At 61.6% G+C, this 24,028-nt stretch carries 16 protein-coding genes; 6 read left to right on the forward strand and 10 right to left on the reverse strand.

The window, feature by feature from the left end:
- Positions 1–3: 3 nt before the first annotated feature.
- Positions 4–3,900, reverse strand: a complete 3,897-nt coding sequence (gene purL / locus K5K89_RS23900) for a phosphoribosylformylglycinamidine synthase (protein WP_222540376.1) — start codon at positions 3,898–3,900, stop codon at positions 4–6.
- A 287-nt stretch (positions 3,901–4,187) separates the two neighbouring features.
- Here purL and mltF point away from each other — a divergent pair, with 287 nt between their 5' ends.
- Complete coding sequence (mltF, locus tag K5K89_RS23905; protein ID WP_071489270.1) at positions 4,188–5,648, forward strand: membrane-bound lytic murein transglycosylase MltF; 1,461 nt, start codon at positions 4,188–4,190, stop codon at positions 5,646–5,648.
- A 123-nt stretch (positions 5,649–5,771) separates the two neighbouring features.
- On the opposite strand, the gene K5K89_RS23910 is transcribed toward mltF, so the two are convergent.
- The 5 genes from K5K89_RS23910 to treP form a co-directional block, all read right to left on the reverse strand.
- The gene (locus K5K89_RS23910) at positions 5,772–6,050 is read right to left on the reverse strand and encodes a PTS transporter subunit EIIB (RefSeq protein WP_071489269.1); all 279 of its coding nucleotides are present in this window, start codon (positions 6,048–6,050) and stop codon (positions 5,772–5,774) included.
- 2 nt (positions 6,051–6,052) lie between these two features.
- Positions 6,053–8,569 (reverse strand): phosphoenolpyruvate--protein phosphotransferase, encoded by a 2,517-nt coding sequence (gene ptsP, locus K5K89_RS23915; RefSeq protein ID WP_222540377.1) that lies wholly within the window; start codon positions 8,567–8,569, stop codon positions 6,053–6,055.
- A 49-nt stretch (positions 8,570–8,618) separates the two neighbouring features.
- Positions 8,619–9,839, reverse strand: coding sequence for a maltoporin (locus K5K89_RS23920; RefSeq protein WP_222540378.1), 1,221 nt, complete (start codon positions 9,837–9,839; stop codon positions 8,619–8,621).
- A 69-nt stretch (positions 9,840–9,908) separates the two neighbouring features.
- Complete coding sequence (gene treC / locus K5K89_RS23925; RefSeq protein WP_071489266.1) at positions 9,909–11,555, reverse strand: alpha,alpha-phosphotrehalase; 1,647 nt, start codon at positions 11,553–11,555, stop codon at positions 9,909–9,911.
- Between the two features lie 118 nt (positions 11,556–11,673).
- Entirely contained in the window at positions 11,674–13,116 is a 1,443-nt protein-coding gene (gene treP, locus K5K89_RS23930) for a PTS system trehalose-specific EIIBC component (RefSeq protein WP_071489265.1), read from the reverse strand.
- Positions 13,117–13,353: 237 nt separating this feature from the next.
- Here treP and treR point away from each other — a divergent pair, with 237 nt between their 5' ends.
- Complete coding sequence (gene treR, locus K5K89_RS23935) at positions 13,354–14,058, forward strand: trehalose operon repressor (protein ID WP_093513880.1); 705 nt, start codon at positions 13,354–13,356, stop codon at positions 14,056–14,058.
- Between the two features lie 74 nt (positions 14,059–14,132).
- Here the strand turns inward: treR and guaA are convergent, their stop codons facing one another.
- From guaA to K5K89_RS23955, 4 genes are all read right to left on the reverse strand, one after another.
- Entirely contained in the window at positions 14,133–15,710 is a 1,578-nt protein-coding gene (gene guaA, locus K5K89_RS23940; protein WP_092249186.1) for a glutamine-hydrolyzing GMP synthase, read from the reverse strand.
- A gap of 80 nt (positions 15,711–15,790) precedes the next feature.
- Positions 15,791–17,260, reverse strand: a complete 1,470-nt coding sequence (guaB, locus tag K5K89_RS23945) for an IMP dehydrogenase (protein ID WP_010207937.1) — start codon at positions 17,258–17,260, stop codon at positions 15,791–15,793.
- 104 nt (positions 17,261–17,364) lie between these two features.
- The gene (locus tag K5K89_RS23950) at positions 17,365–17,913 is read right to left on the reverse strand and encodes a sugar ABC transporter ATPase (RefSeq protein ID WP_092249189.1); all 549 of its coding nucleotides are present in this window, start codon (positions 17,911–17,913) and stop codon (positions 17,365–17,367) included.
- Between the two features lie 125 nt (positions 17,914–18,038).
- On the reverse strand, positions 18,039–18,806 hold the full coding sequence (locus K5K89_RS23955) for a sulfite exporter TauE/SafE family protein (RefSeq protein WP_222540379.1): 768 nt from the start codon (positions 18,804–18,806) through the stop codon (positions 18,039–18,041).
- Between the two features lie 99 nt (positions 18,807–18,905).
- Here K5K89_RS23955 and K5K89_RS23960 point away from each other — a divergent pair, with 99 nt between their 5' ends.
- From K5K89_RS23960 to leuA, 4 genes are all read left to right on the forward strand, one after another.
- The gene (locus tag K5K89_RS23960; protein WP_222540380.1) at positions 18,906–19,796 is read left to right on the forward strand and encodes a LysR family transcriptional regulator; all 891 of its coding nucleotides are present in this window, start codon (positions 18,906–18,908) and stop codon (positions 19,794–19,796) included.
- A gap of 10 nt (positions 19,797–19,806) precedes the next feature.
- Positions 19,807–21,186: an exodeoxyribonuclease VII large subunit gene (gene xseA / locus K5K89_RS23965; protein ID WP_093513878.1), complete on the forward strand. Its 1,380-nt coding sequence runs from the start codon at positions 19,807–19,809 to the stop codon at positions 21,184–21,186.
- A 3-nt stretch (positions 21,187–21,189) separates the two neighbouring features.
- On the forward strand, positions 21,190–22,011 hold the full coding sequence (locus tag K5K89_RS23970; RefSeq protein ID WP_222540381.1) for a M23 family metallopeptidase: 822 nt from the start codon (positions 21,190–21,192) through the stop codon (positions 22,009–22,011).
- Between the two features lie 324 nt (positions 22,012–22,335).
- Positions 22,336–24,015, forward strand: coding sequence for a 2-isopropylmalate synthase (gene leuA, locus K5K89_RS23975; protein WP_071489254.1), 1,680 nt, complete (start codon positions 22,336–22,338; stop codon positions 24,013–24,015).
- Positions 24,016–24,028 lie beyond the last annotated feature (13 nt).

A 24,028-nucleotide genomic window follows, 5' to 3' on the forward strand; every position in this document is an offset into this window, starting at 1 on the left:
GCCTCAGTTCACCCACACGCGGGCGTTGCGGAACATGCGCATCCAGGCGCCGTCTTCGTTCCACTCTTCCGGACGCCACGAGTTCTGCACGGCGCGGAATACACGCTCCGGGTGCGGCATCATGATGGTCACGCGACCGTCGCGGCTGGTAAGGCCGGTGATCCCGCGCGGCGAGCCGTTCGGGTTGGCCGGGTAAGTCTCGGTGACCTTGCCGTGGTTGTCGACGAAACGCAGGGCGACGGTGCCGGACAGGTCAGCTTCAAGCAAGGCTTCTTCACTGGCGAACTCGGCATGGCCTTCACCGTGGGCAATGGCGATCGGCATGCGCGAACCGGCCATGCCTTGCAGGAAGATCGAGTTGGACTCCTGCACCTGCACCATGGCAACACGGGCTTCGAACTGCTCGGAACGGTTGCGCACAAAGTGCGGCCAGAACTCGCTGCCCGGGATCAGTTCGCTGAGGTTGGACATCATCTGGCAACCGTTGCACACACCCAGGGTAAAGCTGTCGTTGCGCTCGAAGAAGCCCTGGAACGCATCGCGCGCACGGCTGTTGAACAGGGCCGACTTGGCCCAGCCTTCACCGGCACCCAGCACGTCGCCGTAGGAGAAACCGCCGCAGGCCACCAGGCCTTTGAACTCGTTGAGGTCAACGCGACCGGCGAGGATATCGCTCATGTGCACGTCGATCGCATTGAAGCCGGCGCGATCGAACGCCGCCGCCATTTCCACCTGGCCGTTGACGCCCTGCTCACGCAGTACGGCAACCTGTGGACGAATGCCTTTCTTGATGTAAGGCGCGGCGATGTCCTGGTTGACGTCGAAGCTGAGCTTGGTGCTCAGGCCCGGATTCTCTTCTTCCAGGATCACGTCGAATTCCTGCTCGGCGCAGTCGGCGTTGTCACGCAGGCGTTGGATCTGGTAGCTGGTCTCGGCCCACTGGCGTTGCAGCAAGCGGCGCTGGCCGGCAAACACCGTGTCGCCATTGAACGAGATGTTGATCTCGCCATTGTTGATTGGCTGGCCGATCACGGCCACGCAGTCGTCCAGGCCGGCGGCGCTGAATTGGGCGAGTACGTCCGGGGTCGCGTCCTGGCGAACCTGGATCACTGCGCCCAGCTCTTCGTTGAACAGGATGCCGTTGATCTCGGACGCATCCTCGGCAACGCTGTCGAGCACGATATTCAGGCCACAGTGACCGGCGAAGGCCATCTCGACAACGCTGGTCAGCAAGCCGCCATCGGAACGGTCGTGGTAAGCCAGCAGGTGACCGTCGGCGTTGAGGCCCTGGATCACGGCAAAGAAGGCTTTGAGGTCCTCGGCGTCATCGACGTCCGGAGCCTGCTTGCCGAGCTTGCCATGGGTCTGCGCCAGGATCGACGCGCCCATGCGGTTCTGGCCACGGCCCAGGTCGATCAGGATCAGGTCGGTGGTGCCCTTGTCCATGCGCAGTTGCGGGGTCAGGGTCTGGCGGATGTCAGTGACCGGTGCAAAACCGGTGACGATCAGCGACAGCGGCGAGGTGACTGTCTTGTCGACGCCGTCTTCGTTCCAACGGGTGGCCATGGACATGGAGTCCTTGCCCACCGGAATGGTGATGCCCAGCTCAGGGCACAGTTCCATGCCGACCGCCTTGACGGTGTCGTACAGGCGCGCATCTTCACCCGGGTGGCCGGCAGCGGACATCCAGTTGGCCGACAGCTTGATATCGGACAGCTTGCCGATGCGCGACGCGGCGATGTTGGTGAGGGTTTCACCGATGGCCATGCGGCCTGACGCCGGCGCATCCAGCAGGGCCAGCGGCGTACGTTCGCCCATGGCCATGGCTTCACCGGTGTAGACGTCGAAGCTGGTGGCGGTGACGGCAACGTCAGCCACCGGCACTTGCCACGGGCCGACCATCTGGTCACGGGCCACAAGGCCGGTGATGGTGCGGTCGCCGATGGTGATCAGGAAGCTCTTGCTCGCCACGGCCGGGTGGTGCAGCACGCGTTCGATGCTGTCGGCCAGTTCAAGTTGGCTTGGGTCGAAGTCATCGCCCAGCTCGGCTTCACGTACCGCCGAACGGTGCATGCGCGGGGCTTTGCCCAGCAGCACTTCAAGCGGCATGTCCACCGGGCTGTTGCCGAAGTGGCTGTCGGTGACGGTAAGCTGCGGTTCGGCAGTGGCTTCGCCGACCACGGCAAACGGGCAGCGCTCGCGTTCGCAGATGGCCTGGAAGCGCGCGAAGTCTTCTGCACCAACCGCCAGTACGTAGCGTTCCTGGGATTCGTTGCTCCAGATTTCGTGCGGGGCCATGCCCGGCTCGTCGTTTGGAATGTTGCGCAGTTCGAAGCGGCCACCCCGGTCGCCATCGTTGACCAGTTCCGGGAAGGCATTGGACAAACCGCCCGCGCCAACGTCGTGGATGAAGCTGATCGGGTTCTTGTCACCCAACTGCCAGCAACGGTCGATGACTTCCTGGCAGCGGCGTTCCATCTCCGGGTTTTCGCGCTGTACCGAAGCGAAGTCCAGGTCTGCCGAGCTGGTGCCGGTGGCCATGGAGGACGCCGCGCCGCCGCCGAGGCCGATCAGCATCGCCGGGCCGCCGAGCACGATCAGCTTGGAGCCGACCAGGATCTCGCCTTTCTTGACGTGTTCTTCACGGATGTTGCCCATGCCGCCGGCCAACATGATCGGCTTGTGGTAGCCGCGCACTTCATCGCCACGCGGGGTGGTGATGGATTGTTCGAAGGTCCGGAAGTAACCGGTCAGCGCCGGACGCCCGAATTCGTTGTTGAACGCAGCGCCGCCCAGCGGGCCTTCGATCATGATGTCCAGCGCAGTGACGATGCGCTCAGGTTTGCCGTACGGCACTTCCCACGGCTGTTCGAAACCCGGGATCTGCAGGTTGGACACGGTGAAACCGGTGAGGCCCGCCTTGGGCTTGGCGCCGCGACCGGTAGCACCTTCGTCGCGAATTTCGCCGCCGGAACCGGTGGCTGCGCCCGGGAACGGGGCAATCGCGGTCGGGTGGTTGTGGGTCTCGACCTTCATCAGGATGTGCACCGGCTCCTGGACCGCACCGTACTGGCGGGTCTCAGGGTCCGGGAAGAAACGGCCGGCGACGGAGCCGACGATCACCGAGGCGTTGTCCTTATAAGCAGAAAGAACTCCTTCGCTGTGCATCACGTAGGTGTTCTTGATCATGCCGAACAGGCTTTTTTCCTGGCTTTCGCCGTCGATGTCCCAGCTGGCGTTGAAGATCTTGTGACGGCAGTGCTCGGAGTTGGCCTGGGCGAACATCATCAGTTCGATGTCGTGCGGGTTGCGCTTCAAGCCGTTGAAGGCGTTGACCAGGTAGTCGATCTCGTCTTCGGCCAGGGCCAGGCCCAGCTCGGTGTTGGCCTTCTCGAGGGCGGCGCGGCCACCGCCGAGCACGTCAATCGCGGTCAGCGGCTTGGGCTCGGCATGGCTGAACAGGCCGGCAGCCTGTTCCAGCTGGCTGACGATGATCTGGGTCATGCGGTCGTGCAGGCTGCTGGCGATCAGCTCGGCGTCGGCATCGCTGAACTGGCCCGCGACGTAGAAAGCGATACCACGCTCCAGACGCTGGATTTTCTCCAGGCCGCAGTTACGGGCGATATCGCTGGCCTTGCTCGACCAGGGCGAGATGGTGCCGAACCGTGGCAGCACCAGGAACAAGCGGCCATCAGGCTCTTGGACCGGAACGCTTGGGCCGTACTTCAGAAGGCGTGCGAGCACTTGCTGTTCGTCGGCGTTCAACACGCCGGTAACGTCGGCGAAGTGAGCAAATTCAGCGTACAGGCCTGTAACAGCTGGAACCTTCTGGCTCAGTTGCTCAAGGAGTTTGCTGTGGCGAAAGGCAGAAAGGGCAGGAGCGCCGCGCAGGATCAACATCTTCGGGACAGCCTCGGGAAGGGGGTGTGCTTTGAGGCCGTGCATTCTAGCGTAAACCGCCGCCAACGGCACCCGAAACGCTACCGGTGGCTGCCGCCGAACGTCAGTTGGCCGGATTACACCCCTTTCGCCGGGTCATGAGGGGCATTCGGCGCAGTTATTTTAACCGTCACAATCCCTCGCCAAGCCGCGTTTCTGCGGGTTGCAGCACAGTTTTGCCGGCGCTAGCAGACAACGTCCACGCTGTCGAGATATGGCGCCGTGGGCCGTTTGCGTATACTGCGCAGATGTTCTCCCCAACGGCTTTGCGACCGCGATGCGCCAAATGGCTCATCGCCACCGGACTCTTCCTGATGCTCAGCGCCTGTGTTGATAAACCCAGCACGCTCGAGCGAATCAAGGAGGATGGCGTCTTGCGGGTGATCACCCGGAACAGCCCGGCGACTTATTTCCAGGACCGCAACGGTGAAACCGGTTTCGAGTACGAACTGGTCAAGCGCTTCGCCGACGACCTGGGCGTGAAGCTGGAAATCGAGACCGCCGACAACCTCGACGACCTGTTCGGCCAGCTGGGCAAACCCAACGGCCCGGTCCTCGCCGCCGCCGGCCTGGTCAGCAGCGAACAGCGCAAGGCGCAGGTACGTTTCTCCCACCCTTACCTGGAAGTCACTCCGCAGATCATCTACCGCAATGGCCAGTCCCGCCCGACGAACGCGGCGGACCTGGTGGGCAAGAAGATCATGGTGCTCAAGGGCAGCACCCACGCCGAACAATTGGCGGCGCTGAAGAAGCAGAATCCTGCAATTGAATACGAAGAATCCGACGCCGTTGAGGTAGTCGACCTGCTGCGCATGGTGGACGAGGGGCAAATCGATCTGACCCTGGTGGACTCCAACGAAGTGGCGATGAACCAGGTGTACTTCCCCAACGTACGCGTGGCGTTCGACCTGGGCGACGCCAGCAACCAGAGCTGGGCTGTCGCTGCCGGTGATGACAACAGCCTGCTCAACGAGATCAACAGTTACCTGGATAAAGTCGAGAAGAACGGCACGTTGCAGCGTCTTAAAGACCGCTACTACGGGCACGTCGACGTGCTCGGCTATGTGGGTGCCTACACCTTCGCCCAGCATCTGCAGCAGCGTTTACCCAAGTACGAGAAACACTTCCGCGCCTATGCCAAGGAAGAAAAGGTCGATTGGCGCCTGCTGGCCGCCATCGGCTATCAGGAATCGCTGTGGCAGCCGGCCGTCACCTCCAAGACCGGCGTGCGTGGCCTGATGATGCTGACCCAGAACACCGCCCAGGCCATGGGCGTGTCCAACCGCCTGGATCCCAAGCAAAGCATCATGGGCGGCGCCAAATACCTGGCCAAGATCAAGGATGAACTGGACGACAGCATCGCCGAACCGGATCGCACCTGGTTCGCCCTCGCCGCCTACAACGTTGGCACCGGCCACCTGGAGGATGCGCGCACGCTGGCCAAGCGCGAAGGCCTGAACCCGAACAAGTGGCTGGATGTGAAAAAGATGCTGCCGCGCCTGTCGCAGAAGCAGTGGTACAGCAAGACCCGCTACGGCTATGCGCGAGGCGGTGAGCCGGTGCACTTTGTGGCGAACATCCGGCGTTACTACGACATCCTCACCTGGGTGACCCAGCCGCAGCTGGAGGGCAACCAGGTGGTCGAAGGCAACTTGCATGTGCCGGGTATCGACAAGACCAAGCCGCCGGAAGATAACCCGCAGCTGTAAGAACACAGCAAAACCCGGTGGGAGGTGGCTTACCCCCGATAGCGGTGTGTCAGCTACAAATAAGCTGACAGATACATTGCAATCGGGGGCAAGCCCCCTCCCACATTTTGATCTCTATTTGGATTATAGACCGGTGAGCAGATGGACTACGCCGCCCGTTAACACCATCACCCCTGCGACACCGGCCGCCTTCAACGCCACCTCATCCAACCGCCCCGCATCCTGCAACTGCACCCGCACCCGCGTCAGCGCCACACGCTGCTGCGTTTTGAGGTTGTCCGCGCCGCCCAACGCGCTGATTACTTCGGCCGGCAATAGACTCTGCGTCGGTGTTGCTACGGTCTCGGCAATCAAATCCGGCGTCAGGGCTTTCCAGAACGCCCGCTGCAATTTCTCGAACATGCTCAAAGCTCCATGACAGGTGAGGTTTCAACGGTGGCTGCGTGATATTGGCGCAAGGCCTCACGCACCTGGGCGGCTTCTTCCAGGCCCAGTACCTGGCGGGCGATGATCTGGCAGTCGGCCAGGTCCAGTTCGCGCACGGTGGCCTTGATGGTGGGGATCAACGGCACGCTGACCGACAACTCGTCCACGCCCAGCCCGATCAGCACCGGCACGGCCAGCGCTTCGGAAGCCAGCGCACCGCACACCCCCACCCACTTGCCATGGGCATGGGCGGCCTTGACCGTGGTGGCGATCAGGCGCAGCACCGCCGGGTGGAAACTATCGGCCTGGTTGGCCAGGCGCGGGTGGTCGCGGTCCATGGCCAGGGTGTATTGGGTCAGGTCGTTGGTGCCGATGGAGAAAAAGTCCACGTGGGGCGAGAACACATCCGCCATCAGCGCGGCAGACGGCACTTCTATCATGATGCCCAGCTTCGGCAGCTCGGTAAGCCCCAGCGCCAGTGCTTCCTCTTCAAGAATCCTGCGGGCCAGGTGCAGCTCCGATAGCAGGCTGACCATCGGCAACATGATGTGCAGCCGCGCAAAGCCTGCGCTGGCGAGGATCGCACGGAATTGTTCGCGCAGCAGCTCAGGACGTTCCAGGCACAGGCGGATACCGCGCAGGCCGAGGAACGGGTTGGTTTCGGCGTCCATCGGCACATAGGCCAACGGCTTGTCGCCGCCGACGTCCAGGGTGCGCACCACCAGGTTGCGCTCGGTGCCCAGGGCACGGGCGATGGCGGTGTAGGTGGCCGCTTGTTCATCGGGGCCTGGCGCGCGGTTGCGATCCAGGTAGAGGAATTCCGAGCGCAAAAGGCCGACACCTTCGCCACCCAGGGTCAGGGATTGCTCCACCTCCTGCAACGAGGCCACGTTGGCGGTGACTTCGACGTGATGGCCATCGCGGGTGGTGGCAGACAAAGACGCCTGTGCCACATCGCGCTGATGGCGGAGCGCCTGTTGCTTGCGCGCAATGTCCAGTTGCTCGATTTCGGCCAGGTCCGGCTCCAGGTGCAGCTCGCCCTTGTCGGCGTCGAGCAACACCTGTTTGCCATTGGCCAGCCCCAGCACCTCGGTTGGAACACCGCAAATGGCCGGTAGGCCGAGGGCGCGGGCAAGGATGGCGACATGGCTGGTCGCGCCGCCGCCAACGGTGACGAACCCCAGCACTTTGCGGGTATCCAGGCTGGCCGTCTGCGAAGGGGTCAATTGCTCGGCGATCAGGATCGCGCGCTCCGGCAAGTCCCAAGCGTTGTCCTGAATACCCAGGATCAGTTTCAGCACACGCTTGCCGACATCGGCCAGGTCTGCCGCGCGCTCGGCGATCAGCGCGTTGCCCAGCCCCTGGAATAGCTTGGCGGTCGCGAGCGTGGCACTGTTCCAGGCAAACGCGGCGCTCTTGCCCTCCGCCAACAAACGGTGGGCTTGTTCCAGCAAGGTCGGGTCTTCGAGCAATTCCTGGTGAGCGCGGAAAATCTCGGCCTGGGCACTGCCGGCAGCCTTGTCCCGTAACGCCTGCAATGCCTCAGTGGCAGCCAGCAGGCCACGCGCCAAGGCAGCACGTTCGGTGGCTTCCCCCGTGCCTTGCTCAGTGATGGTCAGTTCAGGCTCAGTCACTTGAACGACTTGGCCAAACGCCGAACCCGGCGATGCACACACGCCCCGCAGCACGGTCGCCGACGACTGAATTTCGACGGGCTCGGCAACGCTCGCAATTACCTCGCCACAACCTTCAGCCAACAAGGCCACCAGCGCCTTGATCGCCTCTTCGGCATCTTGCCCTGCGGCGCTCACCTGCAAGCTGTCGCCCCGTACCGTTTGCAACGCCATGATTGCCACCAGCGACTTGGCGTTGGCGCTCTGGGTTTGCTTGTGCAGGTAGATGCTCGCCTTGAACCCCTTCGCCGCCTGGGCGAACACCGCCGCCGGCCGGGCGTGCAAACCGTTGGCATTGGGTAAGGTCAACGGCTTGGAGAACAGCGCATCGCCCTCCTCCTCGTCCACTGCGCCAACGGCTTCACCTGGGGATAACTGCAGCAACGGCTGGCCGACCTCCACACCATCGGTGGCCAACACGCTGAACGGTTCGCCGCTGACCACCAGCATCAAGGTCAGCAGACTGCGCGCATGGAGCGCCACGTAGTCGGCATCCAATTCGATCAACGGCTGCCCGGCCTCCACCCGCTGGCCTTCCTGCACCAACCGGGTGAAGCCCTTGCCCGCCAGGTTCACAGTGTCCAGGCCAATGTGCATGAGCACCTGGACGCCGTTGTCGTCGGTGATGCTGACGGCATGACCACTGTCCTGGATATTGCTGATCGTCCCGGCCAATGGCGCGCAGAGGGTCTGCGACGTGGGGTCGATGCACAAGCCATCGCCAATCAGGCGGCTGGAGAAGACCGGGTCGGGCACCTTGTCCAGCGCCAGCAGCACACCCGACAAGGGCGCCAGTAATTCCAGGGGTTGAGTTGTGGTCATGACTTCACCTGTTGTTTTGTTCCGTAGATATCATTGAGCGGAGGAAGGGTCACTTCCACCAATACTCAACCTGCACACCAACGTTCGACCCATGCCGCGCCGTGCCATACGAGCCGGTATCGGACAACGCCGACCCCGCCGCCAATTCATTCGCCGCACGTTTGGCCGCTTCGTTCCAGGTGGCATAGGTGTAGTACAAGCGCACCTCCGGCCGCGCCCAGAAATCCGGGCCTTTGGGCGACCAGGTCGGAGCGAAGGTGAATTTGCTCAGTTTGCGCGTCCCGCCCGTAGCCTCGACCTGATCATGCCCAAGCTCGGCGACCAGTTTGAACTGTTCGCTGATGGCGTACGCCGGACGCACACCGAGGGACACCCAGGTCTGGTCCTGGCTGCCCGGACGAATATCCTTCTGGTACACCGCTTCGATCTGCCCACCGAAACGCGGGGTCACCTGCCAATCGAAAAACTCCACGGCGCGGTAACTTTTGCTGCTGTTGTCCAGGAAGGTATTGCCGGTGTAACCCAGGCCGGTGCCGGGGCCTTCGCCGTACTGCAAGGCGAACTTGTTCTTGCCGCCCAGGAAAGGTTTTTGCACGTGCTGCGCGGTGAGCGCCCAACCGCTGTTGGTGTCGCGCCCGCCGGCTTTTTCGATGTAGCTCAGGCCCAGTTCCAGCTCGCCGCCGGGGTTGGTCTTGAAGCCCGCGACGTTGAAGTCGTGACGGGTGGCGTATTCCTTCTGGTACAGGTTGTCCTTGCGGGAAATGGCATAGCTGTACTTGAGGTCGCCGATCAGCACGTCCTCGATACCACCGCCCGTGGCGCTCTGGTTCCAGTAGTAGAAGTCGGAGATATGGATGTCGTTACGTTTGTAGTAACGCCGGCCGGCCCACAGCGAACCGCCATTAAGGGCTGGCAGGTTGGACCACTGCGCATACATCTGCGGCATGCGCGCGGTGCCGTTGTTTTCGCCCTGGAACTTCAGCGCGCGGTCGTACTTGTTGTAGAGCGATGCCATGGCATCGACGCTGAGCACCGAGCCGTCGTCGAGGGTGAGCAGGTTCTGGCGCAACTCCAGTTCGGCGTACTGCTCGCACTCGTTGCCCAGACGGTATTTGGTTTGCGCCCCGGGTAATTGGAAACACTGCTGTGGGCCATTGCCCGTCGACGTCCCCGCGCCACTGCGCACGTAACCCGCAAATTCCAAGGCTTGAACGCCAAGAGGCAGGCTTAGACAAGACGCAACGAGGCCCAGCTTTATTGTTGTTTTCATAAAGCACTCCGATATTTTTATTATGTTTTTTGCAGCGCCCCGTGCTCCCACACGGGGTTACAGCGGGTCTCAGTCCTTGAGGTGCAGCACGAACGATTCGTAAGGGCGTAATGCAACCGTGCCCGTTCGCGCCGGGCAGTCGGGGTAGTTACTGATCAGCAGGCGTTGTTCAGTCGCCTGGTTGATCACGTTGTCCGGCAGTTGGATTTCGCAGGGCGTGCCGTAGAAGTTGTTCAGCACCAGCAGGCGTTCGCCATGGCCTTCGCGCAGGTACGCCCAGACTTGCGAGTGGCCTTGCAGCAGCTCGCGATAAATACCTTCCTGGATCAGCGGTTCATGACGGCGCAACGCAATCAACGCGCGGTAGTGATGCAGCACGGACTCGGGGTCATCCCGTTGGCTTTCGACGTTGATGATGGAGGCATTGGCCGGAATGCCGATCCAGGGTTCACCGCTGCTGAAACCGGCATTCCTATCGGCATTCCACTGCATCGGCGTACGGCCGTTATCGCGGGACTTCTGCATGATCGCCGCCATGCTCGACGCCTCGGATTCCCCCGCATCACGCTTGAGCCGGAAGATGTTCAGGGTCTCCACATCGCGGTACTGCTCGATCCGGTCAAAGCCCGGATTGGTCATGCCCAGTTCTTCGCCCTGGTACACATACGGCGTGCCCTGGAGAAAGTGCAGCGCGGTGGCGAGCATCTTGGCCGAGACCACGCGATGTTCACCGTCATTGCCGAAACGCGAGACCACCCGCGGCTGGTCGTGGTTACACCAGAACAGCGCGTTCCAGCCGCCACCGGCCTGCATGCCCAGCTGCCAGTCAGAGAAGATCTGCTTGAGCTGCAGGAAGTCGAAGTCAGCCTTCACCCACTTCTGCAGGTTCGGGTAATCGACTTTCAGGTGATGAAAGTTGAAGGTCATCGACAGCTCTTTCGACGCGGGATTGGAGTAGCGAATGCAGTGCTCGAGGCTGGTGGACGACATCTCGCCGACATTGATCAGGTCATGCCCCTCGAAGACTTCGCGGTGCATTTCCTGCAGGTATTCATGCACGTTCGGGCCGTCGGTGTAGAAACGGCGGCCGTCGCTGGTGTCCTCGGGAAAATCGGCGGGCTTGGAGATCAGGTTGATCACATCCAGGCGGAAACCGCCCACGCCCTTGTCGCGCCAGAAGCGCATCAGCTTGAACACCTCGGCGCGCACCTTGGGGTTGTCCCAATTCAGGTCGGCCTGGGTGTGGTCGAACAGGTGCAGGAAGTACTGGCCGGTTTGCGCCTCGTACTCCCAGGCCGAGCCGCCGAACTTGGATTCCCAGTTGTTCGGCTGGTCGCGCCAGATGTAGAAGTCGCGGTACGGATTGTCCAGGCTGCTGCGTGCCTGCTGGAACCATTCGTGCTCGATGGAGGTGTGGTTGACCACGATGTCGAGCATCAGCTTGATGCCGCGCTTGGCCGCTTCGCTGATCAGCAAGTCGCAGTCGGCCATGGTCCCGTAGCTGGGGTCGATGGCGTAGTAGTCGCTGATGTCGTAACCGTTGTCGCGTTGCGGCGAGCGCAGGAATGGGGTGATCCACAGGCAGTCCACACCCAGCCACTTGAGGTAGTCGAGCTTGTCCACGATGCCCAGCAGGTCACCGGTGGCGTTACCCGCGTGGCTGTGGAAGCTTTTGGGGTAGATCTGGTAGATCACCGAGTGTTGCCAGTCTTGCATGGTGGGCTCCTTCAGTTGATTGTTGTGCAGGCCTTTAGGGCCTCATCGGGGGCAAGCCCCCTCCCACATTTGAAATGCGTTTCAATGTGGGAGGGGGCTTGCCCCCGATTGCGATGGTTCAGGCGACGCGATATCCAGGCCGAACAATTTTCATGCTCAACGCACAGGTCAGGACAAACGGCACCACGATCGCGATGACCATCCCGATCACAAAGCTGGGGATGTACTGCGGAATGATCGAAATGAATCCAGGCAAGCCACCGACGCCGATGGCCGACGCCTGCACCTTGTTCAGCGACAGGAAAATGCTGCCCAGCGCCGAGCCGAGCAGCGCGGCATAGAACGGGAACTTGAAGCGCAGGTTCACGCCAAACATCGCAGGTTCAGTGATGCCGAAGTACGCGGAAATCGCCGAGGTCGAGGCCATGCTTTTGTCCCGTGCATTACGGGTGGTGTAGAACACCGCGAGCGCGGCGCTGCCCTGGGCCAGGTTGGACATGACGATCATCGGCCAGATGAAAGTGCCTCCCTGGGTGGAGATCAGTTGCAGGTCCACGGCGAGGAACATGTGGTGCATGCCGGTGATCACCAGCGGCGCATACAGCAGGCCGAAAATCGCCCCGCCGACCATCGGCGCCAGGTCAAACAGGGTGACCACGCCTTCGGTGATCAGGATGCCGAGGTGACGGGTCACCGGGCCGATGATGGCCAGGGCCAGCACGCCGGTCACAACGATGGTGGTGATCGGCACGACCAGCAGTTGAATCGCGTTGGGCACCCGCGCCCGCAGCCATTTCTCGATGACGCTCATCACGTAGGCCGCCATCAGGATCGGCAGGATCTGCCCCTGGTAACCGACTTTTTCAATCTTGAACCAACCGAAGATATCGAAGTACGGCAGGCTCTGGCCGTCGAGACCGGCCACCGCCTTGCCGTAGTTCCAGGCGTTGAGCAGGTCCGGGTGCACCAGCATCAGGCCGAGCACGATGCCGAGGATTTCGCTGCCGCCAAACCGCTTGGCCGCCGACCAGCCCACCAGGGCCGGCAGGAACACGAACGAGGTGTTGGCCATCAGGTTGATCAGGCTCCACAGGCCATCCAGGTCCGGATAAGCCTCCAGCAGCGTCTTGCCCTCGATGAACATGCCCTTGGCGCCCATCAGGTTGTTCACGCCCATCAACAGGCCGGCGATGATCAGCGCGGGCAGGATCGGCATGAACACATCGGAGAACACCCGCACCAGGCGCTGCATGGCGTTGGTCTTGTCGGCGCCCTTCTTCTTCACGTCGGCGATGGTCGCGGCGGCGAGGCCGGTCTGTTCACGCAGGGCGGCGTAGACCTTCTCCACTTCGCCGGGGCCGATTACCACCTGGAACAGACCGCCGGTAAAGAACGAGCCCTTGACCAGATCCACCTGGTTCAGCGCGCTGCCGTTGACCAGGCTCGGGTCCTTGAGCGCCAGGCGCAGACGGGTCACACAGTGGGCAGCTTGCTCAAGGTTGTCGCTGCCCCCGAGGTTCTCGAGAATCTCGCGGGCGATATTGGAATAGTCGTGGCTCATGCTTGGTTTCCACTTTGGTTTTTTTTATTGGGGGCAGTCATTGGCAGCACGCCGAGGGCAAAAGTACTCGTCTGTACGAGTTAAAGCAACAACTCGTCTGTACGAGTTACATATTGTTTATCTTTTGTAGGACAGCGCGTCGCTGCAAGCCGCATGAACCAAGGGCCTAATGGACAAACCGCCTCTCTGCCACTAAGGTTCCTGCCTTGACCGCAACCCCGGCAAAGAGCCATCCCCATGAGCAAATACAACCAGATCTATACGGATCTGCTTGCCAGCATCACCACTGAACGCCTGCAACGCGGCACGCGCCTCCCCTCCGAAACCGAACTGATGGACAGCTACCAGGCCAGCCGAGGCACCGTGCGTCGCGCCATCGAGCAGTTGCAGGAGCGCGGGTTTGCGCAAAAGATCCACGGCAAGGGCACCTTCGTGTTGTCGCCCAACCCGATCGAGTTCCAGCTGGGCGGCATCGTCAGCTTCCACGAAACCCACGCCGACCTGGGCGACGACGTACGCACCGAAGTGGTCGAATTCACTCAGTTCCCACTGGAAGGCTCACTGCTGCAACACATCGAAGCCGAACCCGGCACCCTGATCACCCGCATCAAACGGGTACGGCGCATCGGTGGCAAACGGGTGATCCTCGACATCAACCACTTCGTGGCCGACGTGATCCCCGGCCTGGACCGCTCGATTGCCGAGCAGTCGATCTACGCGTTTATCGAACAGACCTTGCAACTGCAAATTGCCTACGCGCAACGCACCATCGAAGCCCTGCCGCGCGGCAAAGACGACCAGACCCACCTGGACCTCGAAGGCCAGAGCCATGTGATCGTGGTGAGCAACCAGACATTTCTGCAGGACGGGCGGCAGTTCGAGTACACCGAGTCGCGGCATACGTTAGATAAGTTTTATTTTTCGGATATTGCGCGGCGGTAAACAAACACCAAAAGCACAAAACCCCGGCACATGACCGGGGTTTTGTTATTCAACGCTCACCTGCTACCGCAGGATCACTCCCACTCAATCGTCGCCGGCGGCTTGCTCGATACGTCATACGTCACGCGCGAGATGCCTTCGATCTCATTGATGATACGGCCGCTGACAGTCTCCAGCAGTTCGTACGGCAGGTGTGCCCAGCGGGCGGTCATGAAGTCGATGGTTTCCACCGCACGCAGGGCCACGACCCATGCGTAACGACGGCCGTCACCGACCACGCCAACCGATTTCACCGGCTGGAACACCACGAACGCCTGGCTGACTTTGTGGTACCAGTCGGCCTTGCGCAGTTCTTCGATGAAGATGTGGTCGGCGCGACGCAGCAGGTCGGCGTATTCCTTCTTCACTTCACCGAGGATCCGCACGCCCAGGCCCGGGCCCGGGAATGGGTGGCGGTAGACCATGTCGTACGGCAGGCCCAGTTCCAGGCCCAAGCGGCGGACTTCGTCCTTGAACAGTTCGCGCAGCGGTTCGACCAGCTTGAGGTTCATTTCCTCCGGCAGGCCACCCACGTTGTGGTGGGACTTGATCACGTGGGCCTTGCCGCTCTTGGCGCCGGCCGACTCGATCACGTCGGGGTAGATGGTGCCCTGGGCGAGGTACTTGATGTTGTCCAATTTGCTGGACTGGGCATCGAACACGTCGATGAAGGTGCGGCCGATGATCTTGCGCTTCTTCTCCGGGTCGGACTCGCCGGCCAGGTTATTCAAGAACTGATCTTCAGCGTTGGCGCGGATCACCTTGACGCCCATGTTCTCGGCGAACATGGCCATCACCTGCTCGCCTTCGTGCAGGCGCAGCAGGCCGTTGTCGACGAATACGCAAGTCAGCTGGTCGCCGATGGCTTTGTGCAGCAGGGCTGCGACCACGGAGGAGTCAACACCGCCGGACAGGCCGAGCAAGACGTTATCGGTGCCGACCTGGGCGCGCACTTGGGCGATGGCATCTTCAGCAATCTTGGACGGCGTCCACAGGGCCTCACACTCGCAGATGTCGAGGATGAAGCGCGACAGGATGCGGCCGCCTTGCTTGGTGTGGGTCACTTCCGGGTGGAACTGCACGCCGTAGTAGCGGCGCTCGTCGCTGAACATGCCGGCGATCGGGCAGCTCGGGGTGCTGGCCAGGATGTGGAAGTCCTGCGGCATTTTGGTGACCTTGTCACCATGGCTCATCCATACGTCGAGGCCGAACAGGCCGTCGGCGTCGACGTGGTCTTCGATGCCGTCCAGCAGGCGGCTCTTGCCGACCACGTCGACACGGGCATAACCGAATTCACGCAGCTCGGAACCTTCAACCTTGCCGCCCAGTTGCTCGGCCATGGTCTGCATGCCGTAGCAGATACCGAAGACCGGTACGCCCAGGTCGAATACCGCTTGCGGGCAACGCGGGCTGTTGGCTTCGTGCACGGACTCTGGGCCACCGGCGAGGATGACGCCTTTCGGTGCGAATTCGCGGATCGCTTCGTCGTCCATGTCGAACGGATGCAGTTCGCAGTACACGCCGATTTCGCGCACGCGGCGGGCGATCAGCTGGGTGTACTGGGAACCGAAATCGAGGATCAGGATGCGGTGGGCGTGAATGTCGAGGGCCATGAAGTCAGTCTCGTCTAATGAATCAGAAACAACTCGGGGCTGAAGAACAGCCCCGGTTACTTAACATTTTGCTGGAAGCCTCAACCTACGCGGTAGTTTGGCGCTTCCTTGGTGATCTGCACGTCGTGGACATGGGATTCAGCCATGCCGGCGCCGGTGATCCGTACGAACTCTGGCTTGGTGCGCATTTCTTCGATGTCGGCGCTGCCGGTGTAGCCCATCGAGGAACGCAGGCCGCCCATCAGTTGATGGATGATCGCGCTCAGGGTGCCCTTGTACGGCACACGGCCTTCGATGCCTTCCGGAACGAGCTTCTCGGCGCCTGCCGAGGAGTCCTGGAAGTAACGGTCGGAAGAACCTTGCGCCTGGGACATGGCGCCCAGCGAACCCATGCCACGGTAAGCCTTGTACGAACGGCCCTGGAACAGTTCGATCTCGCCTGGCGCTTCTTCGGTACCGGCGAACATCGAGCCCATCATCACGCAGGACGCACCGGCTACGATGGCCTTGGACAGGTCACCGGAGAAACGGATGCCGCCGTCGGCGATCAACGGAACGCCGGTGCCTTCAAGGGCTGCGGCGACGTTGGCGATGGCGCTGATTTGCGGCACGCCGACACCGGCGACGATACGGGTGGTGCAGATCGAGCCAGGGCCGATACCGACCTTGACCGCATCGGCGCCCGCTTCGGCCAGGGCCTTGGCGGCTGCGCCGGTGGCGATGTTGCCGCCGATCACCTGAACTTCAGGGAAGTTCTGCTTGACCCAACGCACGCGGTCGATCACGCCTTTGGAGTGGCCGTGGGCGGTGTCGACCACCACCACGTCAACGCCGGCAGCGACCAGGGCCGAAACACGGTCGCCGGTGTCTTTACCGGTGCCGACCGCCGCGCCAACGCGCAGACGACCTTGATCGTCCTTGCTGGCCAGCGGGTAAGCCTTGGCTTTTTCGATGTCGTTGACGGTCATCATGCCTTTGAGGGCGAATTTGTCGTCGACGATCAGCACGCGCTCGATGCGGTGCTTGTGCAGCAGTTCGCGCACATCGTTCTTGTCGGCGCCTTCCTTGACAGTGACCAGACGCTCTTTGGGCGTCATCACTTCACGGACGGTGACTTCAAGACGGTTCTCGAAACGTACGTCACGGGAAGTGACGATGCCGACCAGGTCGCCATCGTGCAGTACCGGAACGCCGGAGATGTTGTGCAGGCGGGTCAGGTCGAACAGGTCGCGCACGGTGGCGTCGGCTTCGATGGTGATCGGATCTTTCACCACGCCGGCTTCGTAACGCTTGACCTTGCGCACTTCGGCAGCCTGCTGCTCGATGGTCATGTTCTTGTGGATGATGCCGATGCCGCCTTCCTGAGCCATGGCGATGGCCAGACGGGCTTCGGTGACGGTGTCCATGGCAGCGGAAACCAGGGGAATATTCAGCTCGATGCCACGGGTTAGGCGGGTCTTGAGACTGACTTCGTTAGGAAGCACCTCGGAATAACCGGGCACTAGGAGAATGTCGTCGAATGTCAGAGCTTCTTGGCTGATACGCAGCATCGCGGGGGCTCCCGAGCGGGAAAATGGAAGCGCGCCATTATATACATGCACCCTGTCGGGCTCAATGTAAAACTCTGACAAACTTGGGAATACTGATAGAAGGGTTACAACTCGACTTTGACCCAACTCATCTTCTGGTCCAGCCAATCGGCGAATTCGTCGATAAAACTTTGCTTGAACCCTGCCTCCGCCCAGTTGTTGAAGATAAATCCCAGGTTGGAAAACCCGCACTCCTGCAGGAACAGGAACCCGTTGATGTCGTCTTCATGCCCACACAGCGGGCAGGTGAAGTTGTCAGTGTGGCCGGGCATCCAGTCTTCCAGGCTTTCGAACAGCGCTTCGCCGACTTCCTTGCGGCATTGCGGGCAACCGGCTTCTTCGAGAAAGCCCTTGGCCGGCGTGTAGATGCAGCGCTTGTAGATGATCTCGAGGCCATTGATCGGCTCGTTGAACGGCAGTGCCTGCGGGTAAAGCACCACGGCGCGGGCGCCATCGGCCAGGGCGTAGCCCATGCGGTTGCCGGTGCGGCCACAGGTGGTCAGCTCTTCCTTGATGATGTTCTTGCGCACCAGCCAGCGCACGATCGCCCGGGCGCGGGGTTCGTGGACGGGCAAGGTGGAGATTTTCGGGACAAGGATGCTTTGGGAATTCATGGGAGTCCTGCGGTGTGGCGTCTGGCGTCATCGGGGGCAAGCCCCCTCTCACATTTTGGGGCGGGTGAGGGCTTGCCCCCGAAGAGGCCGTGAAGGCAGGCAGCTTAATCCCTGAAAAAAACAGGTCAAGTACTCAAATACCGCCCGATCAATGCAATACCGCTGGCCAGCACCAACCACGTCACCAACCGCACAAACGCCTCACGCGACATGCGCATCGTCAACCGGCGCCCACACCACAGCCCCATGACCATCGCCGGCAACAGGCACAGCGCCAACATCAGCAGCGGCAGGTCCGCGTACACCCCGGCAATCAGGAACAGGCTCAAGCGCACCACCGTGCTGCAACTGATCAACGCACTCTGGGTGGCGCGCGCCGCGTCTTTGGGGAGACGGCTATTCAGATAGATCGCATAGAGAAAGCCGCCACTGCCAAACAACGCACCAAACAATCCGCCCACCGTGCCCATGGGTATTGACCACCCGGCAGCGAGCTGCGTCGGCCGCGCCTTCACCGCCAGGCTATAGATCGCATAGGCACTGATAAACAGGCCCATCAACAACAGCAACAGGTCCGAATGCAGGTTGAGCAAAAACACCACGCCAAGTGTGCAGCCAATCGCCATGCACGGCAGCAAGCGCAGCAGCTCCGGCTTGTTCACATCGCGCCGCGACTGCAGCAGGTTGCCAAACGCCGCGACAAAATCCAGCAACACCAACAGCGGGATGATCTTCGACAACGGCATGAACAGGATCAGCAGCGGCCCCGCCACCAACGCGGTGCCAAATCCCGCGATACCGAACACGATATAGGCCACGACGATGCCCAGGCCGATCACCAGCCAATCCATCCCGCCAAACGACCACTGACTCATCAGCTCAACCGGGCTCATGGGGTATTCCTTGCAAGAGATGGCCATCACTTTAGCCATCGGTGAGGGATGCGACTAATATCTTCGAAACCCTCTACCTATCTCGAAAAGGCATGACGCGTGATATCCACCCGCCAACTGCGGTACTTCGTCGAAATCGCCGACAGCGGCAGCTTCAGTGCCGCCGCCGAGCGCCTGTTTGTGGCGCAGTCAGCCTTGAGCCGACAGATCAAGGAACTGGAGACCCAGCTGAAAACCCCGTTGTTCGAACGCACCGCACGTCAACCGCGGCTTACGGCCGCGGGTGAGGCCTTCTATCCGCGTGCCCGCAACCTGCTGAGTGAACTACTCAAGGCCAGCGAACTGGCGACCCAAGTGGGCAATGGCGAACTGGGCACGCTGCGACTGAGCCATTCGAGCACTGTGCCGATGAGCGGCCCTGTGCTGCAGGGCATCAGCGCTTGGCTGGAACGCTGCCCTGGGGTGTCGATGGATATCGTCAAACTGTCCTCCGAAGCGCAGCTGGAAGAAATCGCCGACGGTCACCTTGAGGTGGGCGTGCTGCGCTTGCCGGTACTGCGCCAGCGCGAGGGGGTTCGGGTGCTACCTTTGTATAACGAGCAACTGTTGCTGGCCGTACCGCCCAACCATGCGTTAGCGCGTAGTCAGGCGCCCATCGAGCTAGGGCAATTGAAGGACGAAGCGTTTATTTCAATACCCCATCCCCAGCGCGGCGGCTTGAGCTATCTGTCAGCCGAGTTGTGCATGCGTGCCGGATTTTTCCCCAAGGCCGCGCGAGTGATGTCGCGCAAGACCACCCAGCTGCAACTGATCCAGGCGGGCTTCGGTATTGCCTTGTTACCAAAATCCATGCAGGACATCGCCCCCGCCAACGTGCACTTTTTGCCCCTGGCCGACCCGGACTGCCTCAGCACCGTGGCGTTGGCCTGCGCACAGGCGCCGAACGCGCTGGTGGAGCAATTCTGCCAAACCTTGCACGAATGCCTATAAACTGCCGCCCATGATTAAAGATCCTTTTGCCCGTCTGGGCCTGGACCGCGAAGTCCTGACTGTCAGCCAGCTCAACGGCCGTGCGCGGGTGTTGCTGGAAGACGTGTTCACCAATATCTGGGTCGAAGGCGAGATCTCCAACCTCGCCCGCCCGGCTTCCGGTCATGTGTATTTCACTCTCAAGGACAGCGGCGCCCAGGTGCGTTGCGCGTTGTTTCGCAACAACGCTGCGCGGGTGCGCCAGGCGCTGAAGGATGGCCTGGCGGTGAAAGTGCGCGGCAAGGTCTCGCTGTTCGAGGGACGGGGCGATTACCAACTGATCCTCGATACCGTGGAGCCGGCCGGTGATGGGGCGTTGCGCCTGGCGTTCGATGCGCTGAAGGAAAAGCTCAGCGCCGAAGGCCTGTTCAGTGCCGAACGCAAGGTGCCGCTGCCGGCGCACCCTCGACGCATCGGCATTATCAGCTCGCCGACCGGCGCGGTGATCCGCGACATCATCAGTGTGTTCCGTCGCCGTGCGCCCAATATTGAACTGACCCTGATCCCCACCGCCGTGCAAGGCCGCGAAGCGATCCCGCAGATTGTGCGCGCGTTGAAACTCGCGGATGCCCGTGGCTTCGATGCGCTGATCCTGGCCCGTGGCGGCGGCTCGCTGGAAGACCTCTGGTGCTTCAACGAGGAAGCCGTGGCCCGTGCAGTGGACGCCTGCGTCACACCGATCGTCAGCGCCGTCGGGCATGAGACCGATGTGTCGATCAGCGACTTCGTGGCAGACGTGCGCGCTCCTACGCCCTCCGCCGCAGCCGAACTGCTCGCGCCAGACGCCAGCCACCTGGTGCGCCAGGTCGAAAACCTGCACCGCCGCCTGGTGCTGCTGATGCGTAATCGCCTGAGCCACGACCGCCTGCGCCTGGAAGGCATGGCCCGGCGCCTGCGTCACCCCGGCGAACGCCTGCGCCAGCAAGCCCAGCGCCTGGACGACCTTGACATGCGCCTGCGCCGCGCCTTCGAGCGCAACCTCAATACCCGCCGTGAACGCCTGATCCGCCTGGAAACGCGCCTTGCCGGCCAACACCCGGGGCGCCAACTGGCACTGCTGCGCCAGCGCCTGGACAGCCTCGCCGAACGCCTGCCCCGCGCCATGCGCGAAGGCCTCAAGGCGCGGCGCCTGCAACTGCAAAGCCAGATGCAGACGCTGCATGTGGTCAGCCCGTTGGCGACACTGGGTCGTGGTTACAGCATCCTCCTGGATGAGCGCGGCCAGGCCATTCGCAATGCCGCGCAGACCCACACCGGCCAGCGCCTGACCGCGCGCCTCGGTGAGGGCCAATTGCAGGTGCGGGTGGAAGACAACCACCTGACACCCGTCACCCTTTCGTTATTGGATTGATCGATGCCACGTCTCTTCAGTGTGTTGATGCTGCTGTGCCTTGCCTTTAACGCGCAGGCCGACAGCTACATTTCCCGCACCCTCAACAAGCCCGTGCCTGGCGGGGTTGCCGTGGTCGAACTCGGTCCTTCCGCTGCCGCGCCCAAAGCCACGTACCAGGGCAAGCCGGTACTGGTGGTGAAAGAAGCGGACACCTGGCTGGCGATTGTCGGTATTCCGTTGACGGTCAAGCCTGGCAATGAGCGCATCAGCAGCGGCGGGCGCAACCTGCCGTTTATCGTCGGCTACAAAAAGTACCCGGAACAGCGCATCACCCTGAAAAACAATAGCCAGGTAAACCCTGACCCGGCGCAGCTCAAGCGCATCGAAGGCGAATTGGCAGTGCAGCTCAAGGCCTACCGCAGTTTCAGCCCTAACCTGCCGAGCAACCTGGTGCTGGACAAACCGGTGAACGGGCCGCTGTCGAGCAAGTTTGGCGTGCGGCGTTTCTTCAACGGTGAAGAGCGCAACCCCCATTCTGGCCTGGACTTTGCCGTACCGGCCGGTACGCCGATCAAAACGCCGGCCAATGGCAAAGTGATTCTGGTGGGCAACTACTTCTTCAATGGCAACACGGTGTTCGTCGACCATGGCCAGGGCTATATCAGCATGTTCTGCCACATGTCGAAGATCGACGTGAAAGTGGGCGATCAGCTCACACGCGGCGCAGTGGTGGGCAAGGTCGGCTCGACTGGTCGGGCGACCGGGCCGCACATGCATTGGAACGTCAGCCTGAATGATGCGCGGGTTGATCCGGCGATCTTTATCGGCGCGTTCCAACCCTGAAAGGCTCGATTGCGCACTCGATAACGGGCGCGCAATTAAATCCAGCCACCAGACCATCTTCAGGCAATAAATCTCGTTTCACAGGTCAATAACAGAAGTTCTCTCAATTTTTAGCGACTGCTTGCCATCTTTCACCCCGGCAGTTAGGGTTGAGCCTATGAAAACCTCTCACACCCTCATTCAGCTCCGCCAGCACCGCAGCCTGTGCCTCGTCAGCGCACGACTGCCAGGCTGAATCGATCTGCCTCGTCTTTACGTTTTATCCCTAAAAACAGTTCTACGGCAGGCCGCCTTTTCTCGGCCCCTACAACAAAGGATTTCCCGATGAGCATGCTCAAAGACCCGTCTTCGAAGTACCGCGCGTTCCCGACCATCGATATCCCGGACCGCACCTGGCCATCGAAGACCATCACCGAAGCGCCGATCTGGTGCAGCTCCGACCTGCGTGATGGCAATCAGTCGCTGATCGAGCCGATGGACGCAGTGAAAAAGCTGCGTTTCTGGAAGACCCTGGTCGCCGTCGGCGTGAAAGAAATCGAAGCCTCGTTCCCCGCTGCCTCGCAAACCGACTTCGACTTCGTGCGCACCCTGATCGAAGACGGCCACATCCCCGAGGACACCACCATTCAGGTGCTGACCCAGGGCCGTGAAGACTTGATCGCACGCACCTTCGAATCCCTGCGCGGTGCCAAGAAGGCCATCGTGCACCTGTACAACGCCACGTCGCCGTCCTTCCGCCGCATCGTGTTCAACCAGGACAAGGAAGGCATCAAGGCCATCGCGGTCAACGCGGCCAAGTTGTTCGTCAAATACGCCGCCCAGCAGCCGGAAACCCAGTGGACCTTCGAATACTCCCCGGAGACTTTCAGTGCCACCGAGCTGGAATTCGCCAAGGAAGTCTGTGACGCGGTGATCGAGGTGTGGAACCCGACGCCTGAGCACAAAATGATCCTCAACCTGCCGGCCACCGTGGAGTGCGCCACGCCGAACATCTATGCCGACCAGATCGAGTGGTTCGGTCGCCATATCAACCGTCGGGACAGCGTGATCATCAGCCTGCACACCCACAACGACCGTGGCACCGGCGTAGCGGCTACCGAGTTGGGCCTGATGGCCGGCGCCGACCGTGTCGAAGGCTGCCTGTTCGGCAACGGCGAGCGTACCGGCAACGTCGACCTGGTCACCGTAGCACTGAACATGTACACCCAGGGCCTCGACCCGCAGCTGGACTTCTCCGACATCGACGGCGTGCGCAAAGTCGTCGAAGAGTGCAACCAGATTCAGGTTCACCCACGTCACCCGTACGTCGGCGACCTGGTGCACACCGCGTTCTCCGGCTCTCACCAGGACGCGATCCGCAAGGGCTTCGCCCAGCAGAAAGACGATGCGCTGTGGGAAGTGCCGTACCTGCCGATCGACCCGGCCGACATCGGTCGCAGCTACGAGGCTGTGATTCGCGTGAACAGCCAGTCGGGCAAAGGCGGCATCGCCTACCTGCTGGAACAGGAATACGACATCAGCTTGCCACGTCGCATGCAGATCGAATTCAGCCAGGTGGTACAGGCCGAAACCGACCGCGTGGGCCTTGAGATGACTGCACCGCAGATCTACGCCTTGCTGCAGCGCGAATACCTGCAAGCCAACACCCCGTATGCGCTGGTCAGCCATCGCCTGCAGGAAGAAAACGGCAACAGCTTTGTCGAGGTGGAAGTCTCGGGCAAGGGCCAGGGCGAAACCAACCTGCACTGGAAAGGCAAAGGCAACGGCGCCCTGGAAGCGTTGGTGGCCGGCTTGCCGATTGGCGTGGAGATCATGGACTACAACGAACATGCGATCGGTGCGGGCACCAACGCCAAGGCGGCGGCCTACATCGAACTGCGTGTGAACGGTGAGCGTCCGGTACATGGCGTGGGCATTGATGAAAACATCACCACGGCCAGTTTCAAGGCGCTGTTCAGCGCGCTGAACCGTTCGTTGAGCCAGTTGGCAGCGAAGGCGGCATAAGCCGTCTGCTTAA

The organism is Pseudomonas sp. DR208 (assembly GCF_019823005.1).
Taxonomy (GTDB): Bacteria; Pseudomonadota; Gammaproteobacteria; order Pseudomonadales; family Pseudomonadaceae; genus Aquipseudomonas; species Aquipseudomonas extremorientalis.